Source organism: Vreelandella stevensii S18214 (assembly GCF_000275725.1).
Taxonomy (GTDB): domain Bacteria; phylum Pseudomonadota; class Gammaproteobacteria; order Pseudomonadales; family Halomonadaceae; genus Vreelandella; species Vreelandella stevensii.
Window position 1 is genome coordinate 56035 of sequence record NZ_AJTS01000023.1, and the last position, 16356, is coordinate 72390.

Consider the following 16356-nt stretch of genomic DNA (forward strand, 5'->3'; position numbering starts at 1 on the left):
CTATCTCAACCGCCAACTGTGCTTCAACGTAACACCCTGTCAGACGCCTTCCAGCTCCTGCAGGCTGGCCACCAGCTTGCGCGCTTCGGCGGCATGCCCTTGGGCCAGGGTCGTGAAGAACGTCTCTTCTGGCGCCACCTTGGCCCGCGATGCACGATGTTCATAGAGACGCTGAAGCTGATGATGTGACTCCACCGCCGTGGCGGTCAGCTCGTCCAGCGATCCGGCCACGTCCTGCTCGGCCAGCGCCTCCAGCAGCGGAGGCTGAGGGAAGTCACCCGATTCGTCGAACCATAGCTCCAGCACTTCACGCTGATCCGACCCATCATGAAACAGCGCTTCGAGCCCAGACTTCATGGTCAACTCGCTGCTGGCGAGGTAGTTGAGCGCCATGGCAAGACGCTCGTGCTCGGCGGCATCGGCCGCGGCACTGTACTGGCGCGCCATGCGCGCGTGGTAACCGGCGGCCCACTCCATGAGATCCTTCACCTGGTTGTATCGCATCCTTGCCTCCTGTTGAGTAACGTACTCCATAGCATGGTCATGATCGGCAATTTTTCAAGCCTACCACTCGACGCTGGTCTCCCTGAGCATGGCGATTTCACGCTTCGCCGCTTGCAAATGCTCCAGCAACTGCTCACCCAGCGACGCCTGGGCGCCCACCGCAATCATGGCCGGGTTATGCACCTGACGACGGGCTGCGCCCTCGTCGCCATGCAGTTTTTCGAGCTGACCAACCAGCCATGCCAGCCAGCTATCCGGGCGCTGCAGCTCGTCGCGCAAGCGCTGCAGCTCGGCCAGCGCTGGGCCGTCGCTGGCCAGCAGGCGCTGCCAGTCATGGCCTGGCAGACGAGCGTGCTCGGTGACCTCTTTCAGCAGCGACGCCAGCGCCAGCTCGAACAGCGCCAGCGCGCCCTCCTCCAGCGCCATCTGACGGGCGGGGGCATGCTCATCGTCGCCCACCGGAAGCCCAATCATCAGTTCGGCTTGATAAAGGAGCTGGTTAGTACGCGAACGGGCACTCACTTGCGCTTGTCCTCCACGTGCCATTTACCGCCTTCGTAGGTGGCTTTCCAGCCCGTGGCCTTGCCCTCTTCGTCGGTCATCACGTACTGCTCTTTATTCTTGCGCGAATAGCGAATCTGCGCCGGACGGCCATCCGGGTCTTCGCTGGGCGCCTTGAGCAGGAAGTGGTACTTCTCGGGCAGCTCATCGGCATGGGCCTTCAGCTCTTGCACCAGCGGCGGGCGAGTTTCACGGTTCTTGGGGAACTTGCTGGCTGCCAGGAACAGGCCACTAGCGCCATCACGCAGCACGTAATGGTCTTCCACCTTCTGACAGGCCAGCTCCGGCATGGGAATCGGGTCCATCTTGGGCGGTGCCACTTCGCCACTGCGCAGCAGCTTGCGGGTGTTCTTGCACTCGCTGTTGGTACATCCGAAATACTTGCCGAAGCGCCCGGACTTGAGCTGCATGTCCGAACCACACTTGTCGCATTCGATCAATGGGCCGTCATAGCCCTTGATCTTGAATTTACCGCTCTCGACTTCGTAGCCATCGCAATCCGGGCTGTTGCCGCAGATATGCAGCTTGCGGGTTTCGTCGATCAGGTAGTTGTCCATGGCCGTGCCACACTTCGGGCAGCGGCGCTTGGCGCGTAGCGCATCGGTTTCTGCCTCTTCACCGGCATCTTCAGCCACGGCTTCTTCACCGGGAATGAGATCGATGGTGGTCTTGCAACGCTCCTTGGGCGGCAGGTTGTAGCCACTGCACCCCAGGAACACACCAGTGGAAGCGGTTCGAATCTGCATCTGACGGCCACAGCTGGGGCAGTCGATGTTGGTCGGTACCGGCTGGTTGGGGCGCATTCCCTCGTCGCTCTCGGCCTTGGCCAGCTCATGACGAAACTCTTCGTAGAAGGCATCCAGCAGCGCCCGCCAGTTGCGCTCACCCTCGGCGACTTCGTCCAGGCTGTCTTCCATCCGCGCCGTGAAGGAGTAATCCATCAGGTCCGGGAACGACTCCTTGAGGCGCTCGGTGACGATATCGCCCAGCTTTTCGGCATAGAAGCGGCGGTTTTCCAGCTTCACATAACCCCGATCCTGAATCGTGGAGATGATCGAGGCATAGGTAGAAGGTCGCCCGATGCCCTGCTTCTCCAGCTCCTTGACCAGGCTGGCTTCGGTGTAACGCGCAGGCGGCTTGGTGAAGTGCTGCTGAGGGTCGAGCACTTCAAGTCTCATGGGCGTGCCGGTGGGCAGGTCGGGGAGGGTCTGATCCTCGTTCTTGCCGGTCGGCTTCATCACCCGGGTGTAACCATCGAACTTGAGCACGCGCCCTTTGGCACGCAGTTCGTAGCCATCGACTTCGACATTGAGGGTGCTGGAAAGATATTCCGCCGGGGTCATCTGGCACGCCACGAACTGCCGCCAGATCAGCTCATACAGGCGCTCGGCGTCACGCTCCATGCCCACCAGATCCGTGGACTTGCGCTCCACGCTGGAGGGGCGAATCGCCTCGTGGGCTTCCTGTGCGCTCTCTTTGCTGCTGTAGCGGTTGGGCGCTTCGGGCAGGTAGCGCTCCCCATACTCATCACCAATAAACGAACGCACGCTCTCGACCGCATCCTTGGACAAATTGGTCGAGTCGGTACGCATATAAGTGATGTAGCCAGCTTCGTAGAGCCGCTGGGCCATGGTCATGGTCTTCTTGACCGAGAACCCTAGCCGCCCGCTGGCAGCCTGCTGCAGCGTCGAGGTAATGAAGGGAGCGGTAGGCTTGGAGCGTGTCGGTTTGTCTTCGCGAGACGTGATCGACAGTTTGGCTTTGCGCAGCTTGGCAATTCGCTCCAGGGTCTCTTTTTCCGAGGTGGGGCGGAAGGCCTGACCATCCTGCCGCGCCAAAGCAAAACGCACCAGCTCGCCCTCCGGCGAGACCAGATCCGCATGCACGTCCCAGAACTCTTCGGGAATGAAGGCGCGAATTTCCCGCTCACGTTCGACGATCAAACGCACGGCCACCGACTGTACACGGCCGGCAGACAGGCCACGGGCAATCTTGGCCCACAGCAGCGGCGAGAGCATGAAGCCCACGACCCGGTCGAGGAAACGGCGCGCCTGCTGGGCTTCCACGCGAGGAATGTTCAGTACGCCGGGGGTCTTGAAGGCATCCTGAATGGCATTCTTGGTGATTTCGTTGAACACCACGCGTTTATAGCGGCTGTCGTCACCACCAATGGTTTCCCGCAGGTGCCAGGCAATGGCCTCCCCCTCGCGGTCCAAATCCGTGGCGAGGTAGACGGCATCGGCTTTTTCGGCCAGCTTCTTCAGCTCGGCAACGACCTTCTCCTTGCCGGGCAAAATGTCATAGTTGGCTGCCCAGCCATTGTCCGGGTCGATGCCCATACGGCGAATCAGCTGGGTGTGGGCCTTGCGCTGCTTGTACTCGGCTTTCTCTTCCGCTGACATCTTGCGCGTAGCCGCGGCCTGGCGAGCGCGCTCCTTTGGGTCGGAGGCCACCTTGCCCGAGCCGCTGGTCGGCAGGTCACGGATGTGACCCACGCTCGACTTCACGATGAAATCGTTGCCGAGATACTTATTAATCGTCTTCGCTTTCGCAGGCGATTCGACGATGACCAGTGACTTGCCCATAGTGCTCCACTTTCCTGATGCCGAGGCGTGATCGCCACGGCGCTAAGTACGTTGTCGCCCCACATTATGCCTTGGCGACCATGAGAAAAATGCGCCTACCCTACCCCAGCCCTTGCCCAAGCGCTAGTAGCAACCTGCATCAGGCTGCACCCCATGGCGAGGCACATCCCGCTCGGGAAGGTGTCGGTATGACGCCTAGCGTTTTTTTATATCGAGTAGCTAGACACTAGACTGCCGCTTGACACTCGGCAACCCAAAGCCACACCCACTAACCAATCGCCCCCGCTAAAAAGCGGGGGCGTGATCGGCGGTAGCGCGAGGCGGCTAGCGCTTGCGAGACGTTCCGCGCCGCCCATTGGCTGGCCTGGCCGCTGGCTTTTTAGCCGCCGCTGCAGAAGCGGGTGATGCCGCCGTGGGCTCGGCATCCGTGGTGGTTGCAACCTCGGTGCCAGTGGCGGCCTCGGCCTTGGTCTCAGATTCGGGCTCAGCGCTGGCGGCAGTCGCAGGCAGCGCAGGGCGCGCTTGGCCAAACAGCGCCTTGACCTGCTCGAAACGCTCGGCGGCGTGCTCGGTCAGCTCACCGCTGGCCGAGAACACATGCTCCAGATGCTTGATATGCCCATCGATGGCCACATTGTCCTCACCTTCCAGCAGCACGGGCAGCGTGCTCAGGGCCTGTTCACGATCCAGCTTGAGAATGAAAAACTGCTCGCGCACCATACGCTTGAACTCGCTCAGCGAGCTGCTGGGCTCGAGCTCCGCGCGGGAGGCGCGCAACCGCTTGAAGTTGCGCTCGTCGGTGGCGGGCGCACCGCCCAGCACGTAGATCACCGCTCGCATCACGGCTGCATGCGGGCCACCTTGGGTGATTTGCTTGCGCAGCTCATCCTGCTGATGCTGGATGAAGCGACGATGCTCCGGCTCGGCACCCGGACGGCGGCGATGCACATGGGCATCGCCATACAAACCAACGGCCGCCTGCAGCAGTGGCTGGCCATAGATATCCATGAACAGCCGCTCGGTGCTGCTGTCCCTGAAATCGCGCCAGGCATTGAGGCTGGCGACGATCTGGTCCGAGGCCATGGTTTCGAAGGCCTTGAACACGTTGTCCTGCCCTACCGGCTCACGGTGCTTGCGCACGTAATCAGCCATCACCGGCAACGGCACGCTCAGCGGGTTGCGGTCCGACAGCAGCTTGTAGCCCAGCCGAATGGGGTGCATGCGCCGGATCCAGCGCGCGGCTTCTGGCGTCATCACCGCCTGCAACCAGGGCTGCATATAAATCCGATACAGCCCCAGATTGATCTCCGAGATGCGTGCAACGGTGGCGAAACGGCGGTCATCTTCGGGCTTGTGCATGACTTCCCGATCCAACTCCTCGAAGTTGCGCTGATTGAATTCGAGCAGGTAGTCACGCTCGATCAGCTCGGCATCGGCTCGTTCACTGGCATGAGAAATCGTCGTTTCGTAAAGCCCTGGCGGCATCACGTCGATGTAATCCATATTGGCCGTGAATTCGGAGTGTTCCTTGCGGGAAACGCTGCCGGAAACGAAGATCCCCAGATGGCCCGTGGTGTCATGCAGGCAGTAGATGATGGTCTGGTCGTTGGCGATGATGTCCTCTTCGCCTTCGTACAGGTCACGAATCCATCCCAGCGCCTGCGGCGGCGGCGTGATGTCGTCGCCACGGGAGCAGAACACCACCACCGGCGAGCGCACGTTGCGCAGATCGATGCGTCGTCCGTCGCGGGTCACCAGCTGCGCCGTGGAGAGCCGGTTGCCCACGAACAGATTATCGACGATGTACTGGATTTCTTCTCCACCCAGCACCACGTGCCCCCCCCACCAGCGTTCGAACTCAAGATAACGCGAGGTTTCGGTGTCGATATTGGCATACAGGTGGTACTGCTTTTTCCAGTAGGTGTTGGCCGGATTCAGGCGCTCGAAGTTCTGCACCAGCCAGGCGCCATCGAACAGGCCATTGCCCATGTCACTGGTCAGCGCCGTGATCCAGCTACCGCCCACCATGCCGCCGGTATAGCGCATCGGCGCCTTGCCGTGCTCGCCCGCCCAGTAAGAGAGCGGCGCACCGGCAATCAGGATGGGTCCGAACACGTCGGGCTCCAGTGCCGCCGCCATCATGATCTGCCAGCCCGCCTGACAGTTGCCGACGACCATCGGCTTTTCAGTGGTTTCTGGATGCAGCTCGATGACATGACGCAGGAAAGCGATTTCGGCTTCGACCACATCCTCGACCGTTTGGCCGGGCTCGGGAAAGGGCAGAAAGCCAATGAAGTAGCAGGGATGGCCTGCCTTGAGCGCCACGCCCAGTTCGCTGTCGGGCTTGAAGCCGCCGATGCCTGGGCCATGCCCGGCCCGAGGGTCGACCACCACGAACGGGCGCTTGCTGGGGTCGGTGACCGTATCGCCCTTGGGCAATACACGCAGCAGTTCGTAATTGGTCGGGTTGGGCAGCGTCCGTCCGTCCATCAGCCCTTCGGTATCGAACCCCAGCACGTTGGGCTTGGTCTGCTCCATGTGGGCCAGATACTGGTTGCCCCGTTCGCGCATCACATCCCAGTACAGCACGTTGCGCTCGACGCTGTCGCGCCAGTAGCTCAAGGCAGCACGCCCAAACCCGAACGGGTCCATCATGCTCGTCAGCGCGCTGTTGCCCAGAGTGGGGGAAAGCAGGGGATTAGCGAGAAAGTTCATAGAGTCTCCCGTGGGGTTGATGCGGGGCACCAAGCCCGAAGCCTGATGCTGCAATGCAATATAGTTTAGGCCACTCCTTGCCAGACGTCGATCATTACCCATACATGAACCTGTGTAACAACCTATGTATGAACCATCGAGCGACAGCGATTCAAGGCGTTAGCGGGCAAAGGGTGGTAGCATTTCGACATGGACCCACGCGCTTGGGAGTCGCTGACGCTGACCGAGCACGTTTACCTCGAGGTGGTTATGTCATCCCCGTCGCTGCTCAACCGCTTGACGTTTCGCCAACTGCAGGTGTTTCAGGCCGTACATCGCCAGCGCTCGTATTCGCGTGCCGCCGAACAGCTAGGCCTGACTCAACCCGCCGTGAGCGCCCAGATTCGCCAGCTGGAACAGGCGCTGGGGCAGCCGCTGTTTCGCTATGCCGGTAAAACCCTGCATGTACTGCCTGCGGCGGATACGCTGGCGCTCTCCACTCGGGAAATCTTCGGACAGCTCTCGCGCCTGCAGATGCACCTTTCAGATATTAACGGCAAGATCAGCGGCAAGTTGAGCATTGCAGCGGTTTCTTCTGCCCAATACGTGGTGCCCTATCTGCTGTCACGCTTTCGCGCCCGCTACCCCGATGTGCAGCTACGCCTGAAAGTATGCAACCGCAGCCAGGCACTGGAGCGCCTCGCCGACCAGCAGGATGACGTGGTCATCATGGCCATGGTGCCGGAGGACGATGGGCTGGTGGTCATGCCGGTATTGGAAAATGAGCTGGTGGCCGTGGTATGGCCGGAGCATCCGCTGCTCCAACTGGCCAACCCTACCCTCTCGGACTTTGCCCGCCACTATGTATTGATGCGTGAGCCGGGGTCAGGCGTGCGCAGCGCCTTCGAGCAGCTGGCGGTCGATCAGGAAGTCGGGCTGCCCCACCGTATCGAGCTGGGTACCAACGAAGCGATCAAACAAGGCGTGATGGCGCATCTGGGCGTGGCGGTACTGCCGCGCATGGCCATTCAGCTGGAGCTGGAACAGGGGCTGCTGGCCACGCTGGCGCTGCCCCACTTTCCGATCCGCCGCGCCTGGTGCACCGTCTATCGCCGCGACCACTTCCCCACGCCGGTGGCGGAGCTGTTCTTGCGTTTCACCCGCGAACACCTCAGCGAGCTGCGTGCGCATTTCCAGGCGCCCCCCAGCCCCCTCCCCAGCCACGGCGTTTCCTGCTTGCCAGGCCTGAGCGTCGAACAGACCCCGTGATGCGCGACGGTGTCTTGTTGATTGCCAGGTATGTTACATTATCTACTACCTACGTATCAGTTAGCGTGACTCGAGGCTCTCTCCTATGAGCAACACCCCTTCCCAGCGCGTGCCCAGCGGCGAAAAATTCCGCAACGAACACGGCATGACGGTGATCAAGGACGGCATGAAGCAGCGCAAGGCGCAGGCCGATGCGCCCGCCCTTGAACGCAAGCCCAAATGGCTGCGCGCCCAGATTCCAGGCGGCGAGCGTTTCGAAGCCGTCAAGAAAAACGTATCGACTCACCGGCTGAGCACGGTGTGCGCCGAATCCCACTGCCCCAACATGGGCGAGTGCTGGAGCAACGGCACCGCGACCATCATGCTGATGGGCTCCGTCTGTACCCGCGCCTGCCGCTTCTGCGCGGTGGACACCGGCAATCCCAAGGGTTGGCTGGACAAGGAAGAGCCCGAGAATACCGCCAAGTCCGTCGAGCTGATGGGCCTGCGCTATATCGTGCTGACCTCGGTCGACCGGGATGACCTGGAAGATGGCGGTGCCACGCACTACGCCTCGTGCATTCGCGCCATCAAGGCACGCACCCCCGAGGTCGTGGTGGAGGCTTTGACGCCGGATTTCGACGGCGATCAGGCCGCCATCGAGCGCGTGGTCGACTCCGGCCTGGAAGTGTTTGCCCAGAACGTGGAAACCGTGGAGCGGCTGACCTCCAAGGTACGCGACCCGCGTGCCGGTTACCGCAAGACGCTGGACGTATTGGCCCATGCCAAGCGCCACCGCCCGGACGTGATCACCAAGACCAGCCTGATGCTGGGGCTGGGTGAAACGGAAGAAGAGATTCTGCAGACGTTCGACGACCTGCGCGCCATCGGTGTGGATATCGTCACGCTGGGGCAGTACCTGCGCCCCACCAAGAACCATCTGGCAGTAGAGCGCTATGTCACGCCGGAAGAGTTCGAGCGCTATCGCGTGCTGGGCCTAGAGAAAGGCTTCATGGAGGTTCCCTCCGGCCCGCTGGTGCGTTCGAGCTACCGCGCCGACCGCGTGTTCGAAAAGAACAACCTGGGCCTGGCCGCCCCTGCCGCAGTGCCTGGCCAGGAAACCGACAGTAACCGTATTCCGGCCTTCAACGTCGGCTGATACCCCGCACGAATGTCACCGGCATGCCCTTTCGGCATGCCGGTGAACCCGTCTTTTGCAGCACTTACTCGATCACGACGCCGAATCCACCAATGATCGGCCTAGCTGCTCCGCCAGCGCCAGGGCCAGTGCCCCCCCGATATCTGCGCCATCGCCCAGCGTCACCAGATCGCCCAGACGCGTCACCTGCATGCCTGCATAGCCACAGGGGTTGATACGGCCAAACGGCGACAGGTCGCCGTCCACGTTCAATGCAACACCGTGGTAACTGGCCCCTCGACGAATGCGCAGCCCCAGCGATGCAATCTTGGCCTCCCCCATCACCGTGCGGGTATACACGCCCGGCGCATCCGGCTTGGCCCAGGCATCGACACCATGGCGGGCCAGCACGTCGATCACCGCATTTTCCAGGGCGCTGACCAGCTCACGCACACCGATCTTGCCACGCCGCACGTCCAGCAACGGGTAAAGCACCACTTGCCCAGGCCCATGGTAGGTCACTTGACCGCCACGGTCGGTATTGACCACCGGGATATCGCCCGGCATCAGCAAATGTTCGGGTTTGCCCGCCTGCCCCTGAGTGAAGACCGAGTCGTGCTCGACCAGCCAGAACTGGTCGGGCGTATGCTCGTCACGGCAGTCGGTGAGCTCGCGCATGGCTTCCCAGACAGGCTGGTAGGGCCGACGCCCCAGGCGGTGCAGCTCGATGGGTGCGGGGCTCATGTCACACCACCATGTGCACGCGGCCCGTGGCTTTCAGCTCATCGAACAGGCTGGCCAGCTGTTGTTCACCGGTAGCCACGATGGTCACCCGCACCGATTGGAAGCGGCCATTGCGACTATCCACCACCTGCAGGGTGGTTTCGTCGAAATCTGGCGCGTGCTTGACGATGACCTGGCATACACAAGCGGGAAAATCATCCGCCGCATCGCCTACCACCTTGAGCGAGTAGTCGCAGGGAAAGGTGACCCTGGGCGGCTCACTGACCGTGGAGGGCTGGCGCAGGTCACGCAGCGGAGACTTGGTATCTTTTTTCATGAGTTGCCTATCTATGACGAATGCTAAAACGAATGAAACCCTGACGATGACGCCAGAGCTTCTGATTGTGACAGGGAGGCTAAAACACCACAGACAGGCCATGTTGGCCTGCCCAGCGTGCTCAAGGCTCGTCAGCTTCTGAAGTTGCCGATCAGATTGCTGAAGAAGCGCTGCACCTGATCGAAGAAGCGCTTGAACAGGCCACCCTCTTCCACGTTTTCCAGCGCCACCAGCTGGCGCTCGCCGACCATTTCGTCACCCAGGTAGACTTCCAGAGTACCGACTTCGTCGCCAACGGCGACGGGCGCACTCAGGTCGCTATCCAGATTCAGACGCGCGCGCAGCTCTTCGTTGCGGTTGCGCGGCAGCGTCATGAAGACTTCACCATCGACACCCACGCGTAGCTCATTGGTGTCACCACCCCACACCCGCGGCGTGGCCAATACGGCACCGCGCTCATAGAGCTTCATGGTTTCATAGAAGCGGAAGCCGTAGCTGAGCAGCTTCTGGGTTTCCTGGGCGCGAGCTTCTTCGGAGCTGGTGCCCATGACCACGGAGATCAGGCGCATATCATCACGCAGCGCAGACGATACCAGGCCGTAACCCGCCTCGGTGGTCCAGCCGGTTTTCAGACCATCCACCGACGGGTCACGCCACAGCAGACGGTTGCGATTGGGCTGGTCGATGCCGCCAAAGGAGAAGTTGCGCTGTGAGTAGATGGCGTAGTGGTCAGGGTAGTCGTTGATGATGTACTGAGAGAGGATGGCCATGTCTCGCGCCGTGGAGTAGTGCTGGTCACCCGGCAACCCGGTGGCGTTCTGGAAATTGGTGTTGTGCATGCCCAGGCGCGTGGCATGCTGGTTCATCAGGTCGGCGAACGGTGCTTCGCCGCCGGCCAGATGCTCGGCCATGGCCACACTGGCATCGTTACCGGACACGATGATGATACCGTGCAACAGATTATCCACCGATACGCGGTCGCCCACCTCGATGAACATCTTGGAGCCACCGGTGCGCCAAGCGTTCTCGCTGATATTGACCATATCGGTCAGGTTGATGGTGCCTCGGTCCAGCTCACGCTCGACCAGATAGGCGGTCATCAGCTTGGTCAAGCTCGCCGGTGGTAGGCGGACATCGGAATTATGCTCCGCGAGAATACGGCCGCTATTGGCATCCATCAAAATCCACGAGCTGGCCGCCAGCTGTGGAGGCGCTGGAATGATGGTCTGGGGTTGCGGCTGGGGAATCACCTGAGCCGTGGCAGGTATTGCCACCACGGTCATCGCGGCAAACAGGCACAGCTTGGCGGTCCGGCGAATCGAAATCAATACACTCATCACACACGTCTCACTTACATTGAATGGCAGCACGGTGGCGCTGCTGGATGACTAAATTGGCACGCATTATCGCACTATAAACACTTGAGGAAAGCCCGCACGGCGCAGATCTTCCCGCGCCTGGTTTTCCTGGGCAGGAGTCACTGGGCCCACCTGAACCCGATGCACTTCAGCCTCGCTCTTCACATGTACACCATGCGATAACTCCCCAGAAAGGCGTTGCTGCAACTGCTGGGCACCCTCTGCCGTACCTAACGCGGCAATTTGCAGGAAGATGCCGTCACCGCTCGGCTGACTGGATACCGGCGAAGCAGAAGACGAAGGCGCAGCGGGAGCACTCACCACACTCGGCGCAGACGAGGCGGGTGCAGGTGAGCTCGCCGCCGTCGAGCGGGCCGCCTCCCCGCCTCGACCACGCTCGGCCAGCCATTGCGCCGGATCGATGGCTTCGACGCGAACAGGCCCCGTGCCATCGTCCAGAATGCCTAGTCGAGCCGCTGCGGCATAGGAAAGATCGATTTCGCGATCACTGTGAAAAGGGCCACGGTCATTGACGCGTACGATCACCGAACGGCCATTGGCCAAGCTGGTGACACGGGCAAAGGTCGGCAACGGCAGCGAGCGATGCGCCGCCGTCATCTTGTACATGTCGTAGATCTCACCGTTGGAGGTGGCGTAGCCGTGGAATTTTTCACCGTACCAGGAGGCCGTGCCCTGGCGAGCATAACCCCGCGAGTCCGGCAGTACACGGTAGGTTTCGCCCCACACCTCGTAGGTGGAGCGATTGCCTGCACGTGAGGGCTCCTCGATGCGCGGCTCGGCATCGGGCACCTGGCTGACATCCGGCGGTGCTACTGGATAGGCATCGCCGGACATGGCATAGCGTTCGCCGCTGGGAGCGGCGCTGGCCAAGGGCGAAGCGCTGGGCTGCGGCGCGGCACTGGGCTGCGGCGCGGCGCTGCCGCTATCACGCAGCGGCGCTTGGCTGGCACAGCCGCTCACCAGCATCGCCAACACGAGAGAACCGCTTACATAACGGACATTGGTCAACAGGTTAGTCATGCTCAATCTCAAACTGATGCTGGATCGCGTCCGCCAATTCGGCCACAGCCATGCCGTAAAGGTGGCTGTGATTGTAGCGAGTAATCACATAGAAGTTGAATTCACCTAGACGGTAGCCTTGCTCATCTTCAGAAAAATCCAGCAATAGCGGCACCACGGGGGCATCAGGGGCCAGCGGCGCCTCGCTAGTGATGCCCTGCTCCACCATGTCGGCGGCGGTCAAAGTGGGGCGCGAGGTCTGGTTGAAGGCGATGCCTTCGGGGGCTTCCTGTGGGCCGTCGGCATCGTGGTAGATGGCGCCATCACGCTGCCAGCCATGCTCGGCAAAGTAGTTGGCTACGCTGCCGATGGCATCGACCGGGTTGTTCCACAAATCGCGAATGCCGTCGTCATCGAAATCGACCGCGTAGGCCTGGTAACTGGTAGGAATGAACTGCGGATAGCCCATGGCCCCGGCGTAAGAGCCGTAGAGCGTTTCCGGCTCGACACCCTGCTCGTAGGCAATGGCCAGGAAAGCGGCCAGCTCGCCACGGAAGAAGCGCCCCCGCTGGGGGTGATGAAAGGCCAGCGTTGCCAGCGAATCGAGCACCTTGTGCGTGCCTTTATGACGCCCGTAATAGGTTTCCACGCCGATGATGGCGGTGATCACCTCAGGAGCAACACCAAAGACTTCTTCGGCACGCGCCAGCGTCTCGGCATGCTCGCGCATGAACTCGGCACCTTCTTCGATGCGCTGCTGGTTCAGAAAAATATCGCGATATTCGAACCAGCGCAGGCGCCGCTCAGCCGCTCCCGCCATGGCATCCAGCACGTTCTGACGGAACGTGGCCTGTCCCAACGCTTGCATCAGCCACTGTTCAGGAATGCCCTGTTCGACCAGTTCATTGGCCAGTTGGCGCGTCTGCTCGTTGACGCGGGGGTCGAAATCGACCTCCTCGGCCGCCCAGGTGGCCGAGGCTGAACATGCCATCAGCGCCGCCAGTAAATACCCGCCCGCTCTTCTTCGCGCCCTGTTCATTTGCTTACCACTCCTGTGAAAAAGCGTCGACTGCACTTTGATCATTCAACGCGGCAATAGCCGCCGATGGGCGTGTATCGACATGAGAATACCGAACCCGGCCAGCAAGGTCACGCTGGAGGTGCCGCCGTAGCTCACCAGCGGCAGCGGCACCCCTACCACGGGTAAAATACCGCTGACCATGCCGACATTGACAAACACGTAGATAAAGAACGTCAGGATAATGCTGCCCGCCACCAAACGCCCGAACGTATCCTGGGACGCCGCCGCCAGCCACAGCCCTCGCCCGACGATGGCCACGTAGAGCAACAGCAATAGCAGCATCCCGACCAGGCCAAACTCCTCTCCCAGCACCGCGATGATGAAATCGGTATGGCGCTCGGGCAGGAACTCGAGCTGCGACTGGGTGCCCTCCAGCCAGCCCTTGCCCCACAGGCCACCGCTACCGATGGCGGTGGTGGACTGGATGATGTTCCAGCCGGAGCCGAGCGGATCGCTCTCCGGGTCCAGAAAGGTCAGCACCCGCTGGCGCTGGTAATTGTGCATGTTCATCCACAGTAGCGGCAGGCCAGCCGCCGCCAGGGCCACTACCAGGCTAATCAAGCGCCAGGAGAGCCCCGCCAGCAGCACCACGATCAGCGCCGCGCTGGCCATCAGGAGTGCCGTTCCTAGATCTGGCTGAATGGCTGTCAACACCACCGGAGCGCCAATGATCAAGCCACAAACGGCAATGTCCCGCAGCCTCGGGGGAAGCTGACAACGGTTGAGGTAAGCCGCCACCATCAACGGCACGGCCAGCTTCATCATTTCGGAAGGCTGAAAGCGAATCACGCCGGGTATTTCCAGCCAGCGCTTGGCCCCCATGCCGATATCGCCAGCAATCTCCACAGCCACCAGCATGGCAAGCCCTACGCCATAAGCCAGCGGCGCCCAGCGCAGAAAGGTGGTGGGGGAAAACTGTGCCAGCACGAACATGCCCACCAACGCCAGGCCAAAACGAACGGCCTGTGCAATCACGACCTCGATACGCTGCCCAGACGCGCTGTAGAGCACCAGCAGACCACCTGCCATCAGCGCCAGCAGCAGGCCAAGCAGCCAGGGGTCGATATGGATACGCTCCCAAATGCTCTTGCGCCTTGCAATGCCACTATCGGGCGGGCGAACCGGGTAGCCACGCCAGGAGCGCGACAGCAGTTGCAGCGGCATCATTAGTTACCCTCCACGCGGCCGTTATCGCCTTCCAGCACTTCTTTGACTTCCTCGGCCTCTGGGGCCGCTTCTTTCAGTAGCCAGGCATCGGTCATGGCGCGCGCCATGCGAGCGGCGTGGGTGCTGCCGCCCCCGGCGTTCTCGACAATCACCGACACGGCAATTTCGGGCTCTTCCAGCGGGGCAAAGGCCATGAACAGCGAGTGGTCACGCAGCCGCTCTTCCAGCTCTTCGGCGTTGTAGCGCTGATCCTGACCCAGCGAAAACACCTGAGCCGTGCCGGACTTGCCGCCCATACGATACTCCAAGCCTACCCCGGTACGCCTTGCCGTTCCTTCGCTGCCGGTGAGCACTTTCTCCATACCGCTGAACACCCGATCCCACCAGTTCTCGTTGGCCAGATCGATATCGGGTAGCGTGTCCGGCAGTTCAACCGGAACAGGGTCTTCACCGATACGCATTGCCAGGCGCGGCTTGACCCAGTGGCCACGGTTGGCCAGGGCCGCCGTAGCGCTGGCCAGCTGCAACGGGGTGATTTGCCAGTATCCCTGACCGATACCGACCGAGAGCGTTTCCCCCGGGTACCAGGGCTGGTTGAATCGTGCGCGCTTCCAGTCCCTCGAAGGCATCAGGCCAGCGCTTTCTCCCTGGACATCGTGAGCGACCCGTTGCCCAAAGCCAAAATTGGACATCTGATCATGCAGCCGATCAATGCCGAGGTCGTGAGCCAGGGAGTAATAATAAGTGTTGTTCGACACGGCAATGGAGCGCTCCATATCGACACGCCCGTGCCCCCAACGCAGCCAGTTACGATAGCGGCGAGAATCATTGGGCAATTGATAGAAGCCCGGGTCATTGATGGTGCTGTCCGGGGTGATCACCCCTTCCACTAGCCCCGCCAGCGCCAGAAACGGCTTGATGGTGGAGCCCGGCGGGTAGTGGCCGCGAATGGCCCGGTTAAACAGCGGCAGGTCGATGTCTTCCTGCAGGGCACGATAGGAAGCCACATCGATCCCGGTAACGAACTGGTTACTATCGAAGCCGGGCGTCGACACCATGGCCAGAATCTCGCCGGTACGCGGCACGATGGCCACGATGGAGCCCCGGCGACCTTCCAGCAGCTCGTAAGCGAGCATCTGCAAAGAACGATCCAGGGTCAGGGTGAGGTTGGCCCCCGGCACCGGGTCAGTGCGACCAAGCTCGCGCAGCACGCGGCCACGGGCGTTGGTTTCTACCTTGCGAAGGCCCGCCTGGCCGTGCAATTCCGACTCGTAAAAACGCTCCACCCCCGTCTTGCCGATAAAATGAGTGCCCGCATAGCGGCCGGTGTCCAGCGTCTGTAGCTCTTCGGCATTGATCCGCCCCACATAGCCCAGCGCATGGGCCATCATTTCGGCATCCGGGTAGTAACGCAGCAGTTGCGCTTCTACCTCGACTCCGGGCAAACGATGGCGATTGATGGCCAGGCGAGCAATCTGCTCTTCGCTCAGGTCGCTCATCAGTAGCGCCGGCTGAAACGGCCGCTGGCGCTGGCGAGAACGAGCGTTGAAGGCCTCGATCTCTTCTTCAGGAAGTTCCAGAAGCTCCACCAGCAGCGCCAGGGTATCGTCCAGGCTATCGACACGCTCACGCACCAGCGTCAGGTTGTAGGTCGGCCGATTTTCTGCCAGCAGGGCGCCGTTACGGTCGTAGATCAACCCACGATTGGGCGGCAGCGGCTCGACCCGCACGCGGTTTTTCTCGGAGCGGGTGCTGTAGAGGTCGTGCTGAACGATTTGCAGATACCCCAGCCGCCCGACCAGCAAACCGGTCAAGACAATGACCACGAACACTGCCAGCAGCGACCGAACACGGAAGATACGCAGCTCTTGCTCAGGGTTCTTTAGCGTGTCACGGCGCTTGGGCATGGCAACAGACAACTCTCAATCAAACGATGAACG

The 16356-nt window shown here is 61.4% G+C and carries 13 protein-coding genes; 2 read left to right on the top strand and 11 right to left on the bottom strand.

Translation table 11 applies throughout. The annotated features are described in order from the left end of the window. Positions 1-39: 39 nt before the first annotated feature. From HSS18214_RS0104410 to HSS18214_RS17830, 4 genes are all read right to left on the bottom strand, one after another. Complete coding sequence (locus tag HSS18214_RS0104410) at positions 40-504, bottom strand: hypothetical protein (protein ID WP_016914089.1); 465 nt, start codon at positions 502-504, stop codon at positions 40-42. Positions 505-564: 60 nt separating this feature from the next. Next, positions 565-1026 carry a DUF6586 family protein gene (locus HSS18214_RS0104415; RefSeq protein ID WP_016914090.1) on the bottom strand — a complete coding sequence of 154 codons (462 nt, stop codon included), beginning with the start codon at positions 1024-1026 and terminating at the stop codon, positions 565-567. Next, the gene (topA, locus tag HSS18214_RS0104420; protein ID WP_016914091.1) at positions 1023-3650 is read right to left on the bottom strand and encodes a type I DNA topoisomerase; all 2628 of its coding nucleotides are present in this window, start codon (positions 3648-3650) and stop codon (positions 1023-1025) included. The genes HSS18214_RS0104415 and topA overlap by 4 nt, the downstream gene beginning before the upstream one ends. 324 nt (positions 3651-3974) lie before the next feature. Then, the gene (locus tag HSS18214_RS17830) at positions 3975-6365 is read right to left on the bottom strand and encodes a DUF3141 domain-containing protein (RefSeq protein WP_016914092.1); all 2391 of its coding nucleotides are present in this window, start codon (positions 6363-6365) and stop codon (positions 3975-3977) included. Between the two features lie 249 nt (positions 6366-6614). On the opposite strand from HSS18214_RS17830, the gene HSS18214_RS0104430 reads away from it, so the two are divergent. Together HSS18214_RS0104430 and lipA are read left to right on the top strand one after the other, a co-directional pair. After that, the gene (locus HSS18214_RS0104430) at positions 6615-7613 is read left to right on the top strand and encodes a LysR family transcriptional regulator (RefSeq protein WP_039179984.1); all 999 of its coding nucleotides are present in this window, start codon (positions 6615-6617) and stop codon (positions 7611-7613) included. 85 nt (positions 7614-7698) lie between these two features. Beyond that, positions 7699-8751 (top strand): lipoyl synthase, encoded by a 1053-nt coding sequence (gene lipA, locus HSS18214_RS0104435; protein WP_016914094.1) that lies wholly within the window; start codon positions 7699-7701, stop codon positions 8749-8751. Between the two features lie 72 nt (positions 8752-8823). Here the strand turns inward: lipA and lipB are convergent, their stop codons facing one another. The 7 genes from lipB to mrdA form a co-directional block, all read right to left on the bottom strand. Beyond that, positions 8824-9474, bottom strand: a complete 651-nt coding sequence (lipB, locus tag HSS18214_RS0104440) for a lipoyl(octanoyl) transferase LipB (RefSeq protein ID WP_016914095.1) — start codon at positions 9472-9474, stop codon at positions 8824-8826. A gap of 1 nt (position 9475) precedes the next feature. After that, positions 9476-9790 (bottom strand): HP0495 family protein, encoded by a 315-nt coding sequence (locus tag HSS18214_RS0104445; protein WP_016914096.1) that lies wholly within the window; start codon positions 9788-9790, stop codon positions 9476-9478. A 131-nt stretch (positions 9791-9921) separates the two neighbouring features. Next, positions 9922-11127, bottom strand: coding sequence for a D-alanyl-D-alanine carboxypeptidase family protein (locus tag HSS18214_RS0104450; protein ID WP_016914097.1), 1206 nt, complete (start codon positions 11125-11127; stop codon positions 9922-9924). A 66-nt stretch (positions 11128-11193) separates the two neighbouring features. Further along, a complete protein-coding gene (locus HSS18214_RS0104455) occupies positions 11194-12189 on the bottom strand; it encodes a septal ring lytic transglycosylase RlpA family protein (RefSeq protein WP_016914098.1) in 996 nt (331 codons plus the stop codon). Continuing rightward, positions 12182-13159 (bottom strand): lytic murein transglycosylase B, encoded by a 978-nt coding sequence (mltB, locus tag HSS18214_RS0104460; RefSeq protein ID WP_016914099.1) that lies wholly within the window; start codon positions 13157-13159, stop codon positions 12182-12184. The genes HSS18214_RS0104455 and mltB overlap by 8 nt, the downstream gene beginning before the upstream one ends. A gap of 93 nt (positions 13160-13252) precedes the next feature. Then, positions 13253-14416, bottom strand: a complete 1164-nt coding sequence (gene rodA / locus HSS18214_RS0104465) for a rod shape-determining protein RodA (protein ID WP_016914100.1) — start codon at positions 14414-14416, stop codon at positions 13253-13255. Then, positions 14416-16323: a penicillin-binding protein 2 gene (gene mrdA / locus HSS18214_RS0104470; protein ID WP_016914101.1), complete on the bottom strand. Its 1908-nt coding sequence runs from the start codon at positions 16321-16323 to the stop codon at positions 14416-14418. The genes rodA and mrdA overlap by 1 nt, the downstream gene beginning before the upstream one ends. Positions 16324-16356 lie beyond the last annotated feature (33 nt).

Bases quoted from the DNA above. Each gene is read 5' to 3' on its own strand.
- HSS18214_RS0104410 (WP_016914089.1), bottom strand. From the start codon at position 504: ATGCGATACAACCAGGTGAAGGATCTCATGGAGTGGGCCGCCGGTTAC.
- topA (WP_016914091.1), bottom strand. From the start codon at position 3,650: ATGGGCAAGTCACTGGTCATCGTCGAATCGCCTGCGAAAGCGAAGACG.
- HSS18214_RS17830 (WP_016914092.1), bottom strand. From the start codon at position 6,365: ATGAACTTTCTCGCTAATCCCCTGCTTTCCCCCACTCTGGGCAACAGC.
- HSS18214_RS0104430 (WP_039179984.1), top strand. From the start codon at position 6,615: ATGTCATCCCCGTCGCTGCTCAACCGCTTGACGTTTCGCCAACTGCAG.
- lipA (WP_016914094.1), top strand. From the start codon at position 7,699: ATGAGCAACACCCCTTCCCAGCGCGTGCCCAGCGGCGAAAAATTCCGC.
- lipB (WP_016914095.1), bottom strand. From the start codon at position 9,474: ATGAGCCCCGCACCCATCGAGCTGCACCGCCTGGGGCGTCGGCCCTAC.
- HSS18214_RS0104445 (WP_016914096.1), bottom strand. From the start codon at position 9,790: ATGAAAAAAGATACCAAGTCTCCGCTGCGTGACCTGCGCCAGCCCTCC.
- HSS18214_RS0104450 (WP_016914097.1), bottom strand. From the start codon at position 11,127: ATGAGTGTATTGATTTCGATTCGCCGGACCGCCAAGCTGTGCCTGTTT.
- HSS18214_RS0104455 (WP_016914098.1), bottom strand. From the start codon at position 12,189: ATGACTAACCTGTTGACCAATGTCCGTTATGTAAGCGGTTCTCTCGTG.
- mltB (WP_016914099.1), bottom strand. From the start codon at position 13,159: ATGGCATGTTCAGCCTCGGCCACCTGGGCGGCCGAGGAGGTCGATTTC.
- rodA (WP_016914100.1), bottom strand. From the start codon at position 14,416: ATGATGCCGCTGCAACTGCTGTCGCGCTCCTGGCGTGGCTACCCGGTT.
- mrdA (WP_016914101.1), bottom strand. From the start codon at position 16,323: ATGCCCAAGCGCCGTGACACGCTAAAGAACCCTGAGCAAGAGCTGCGT.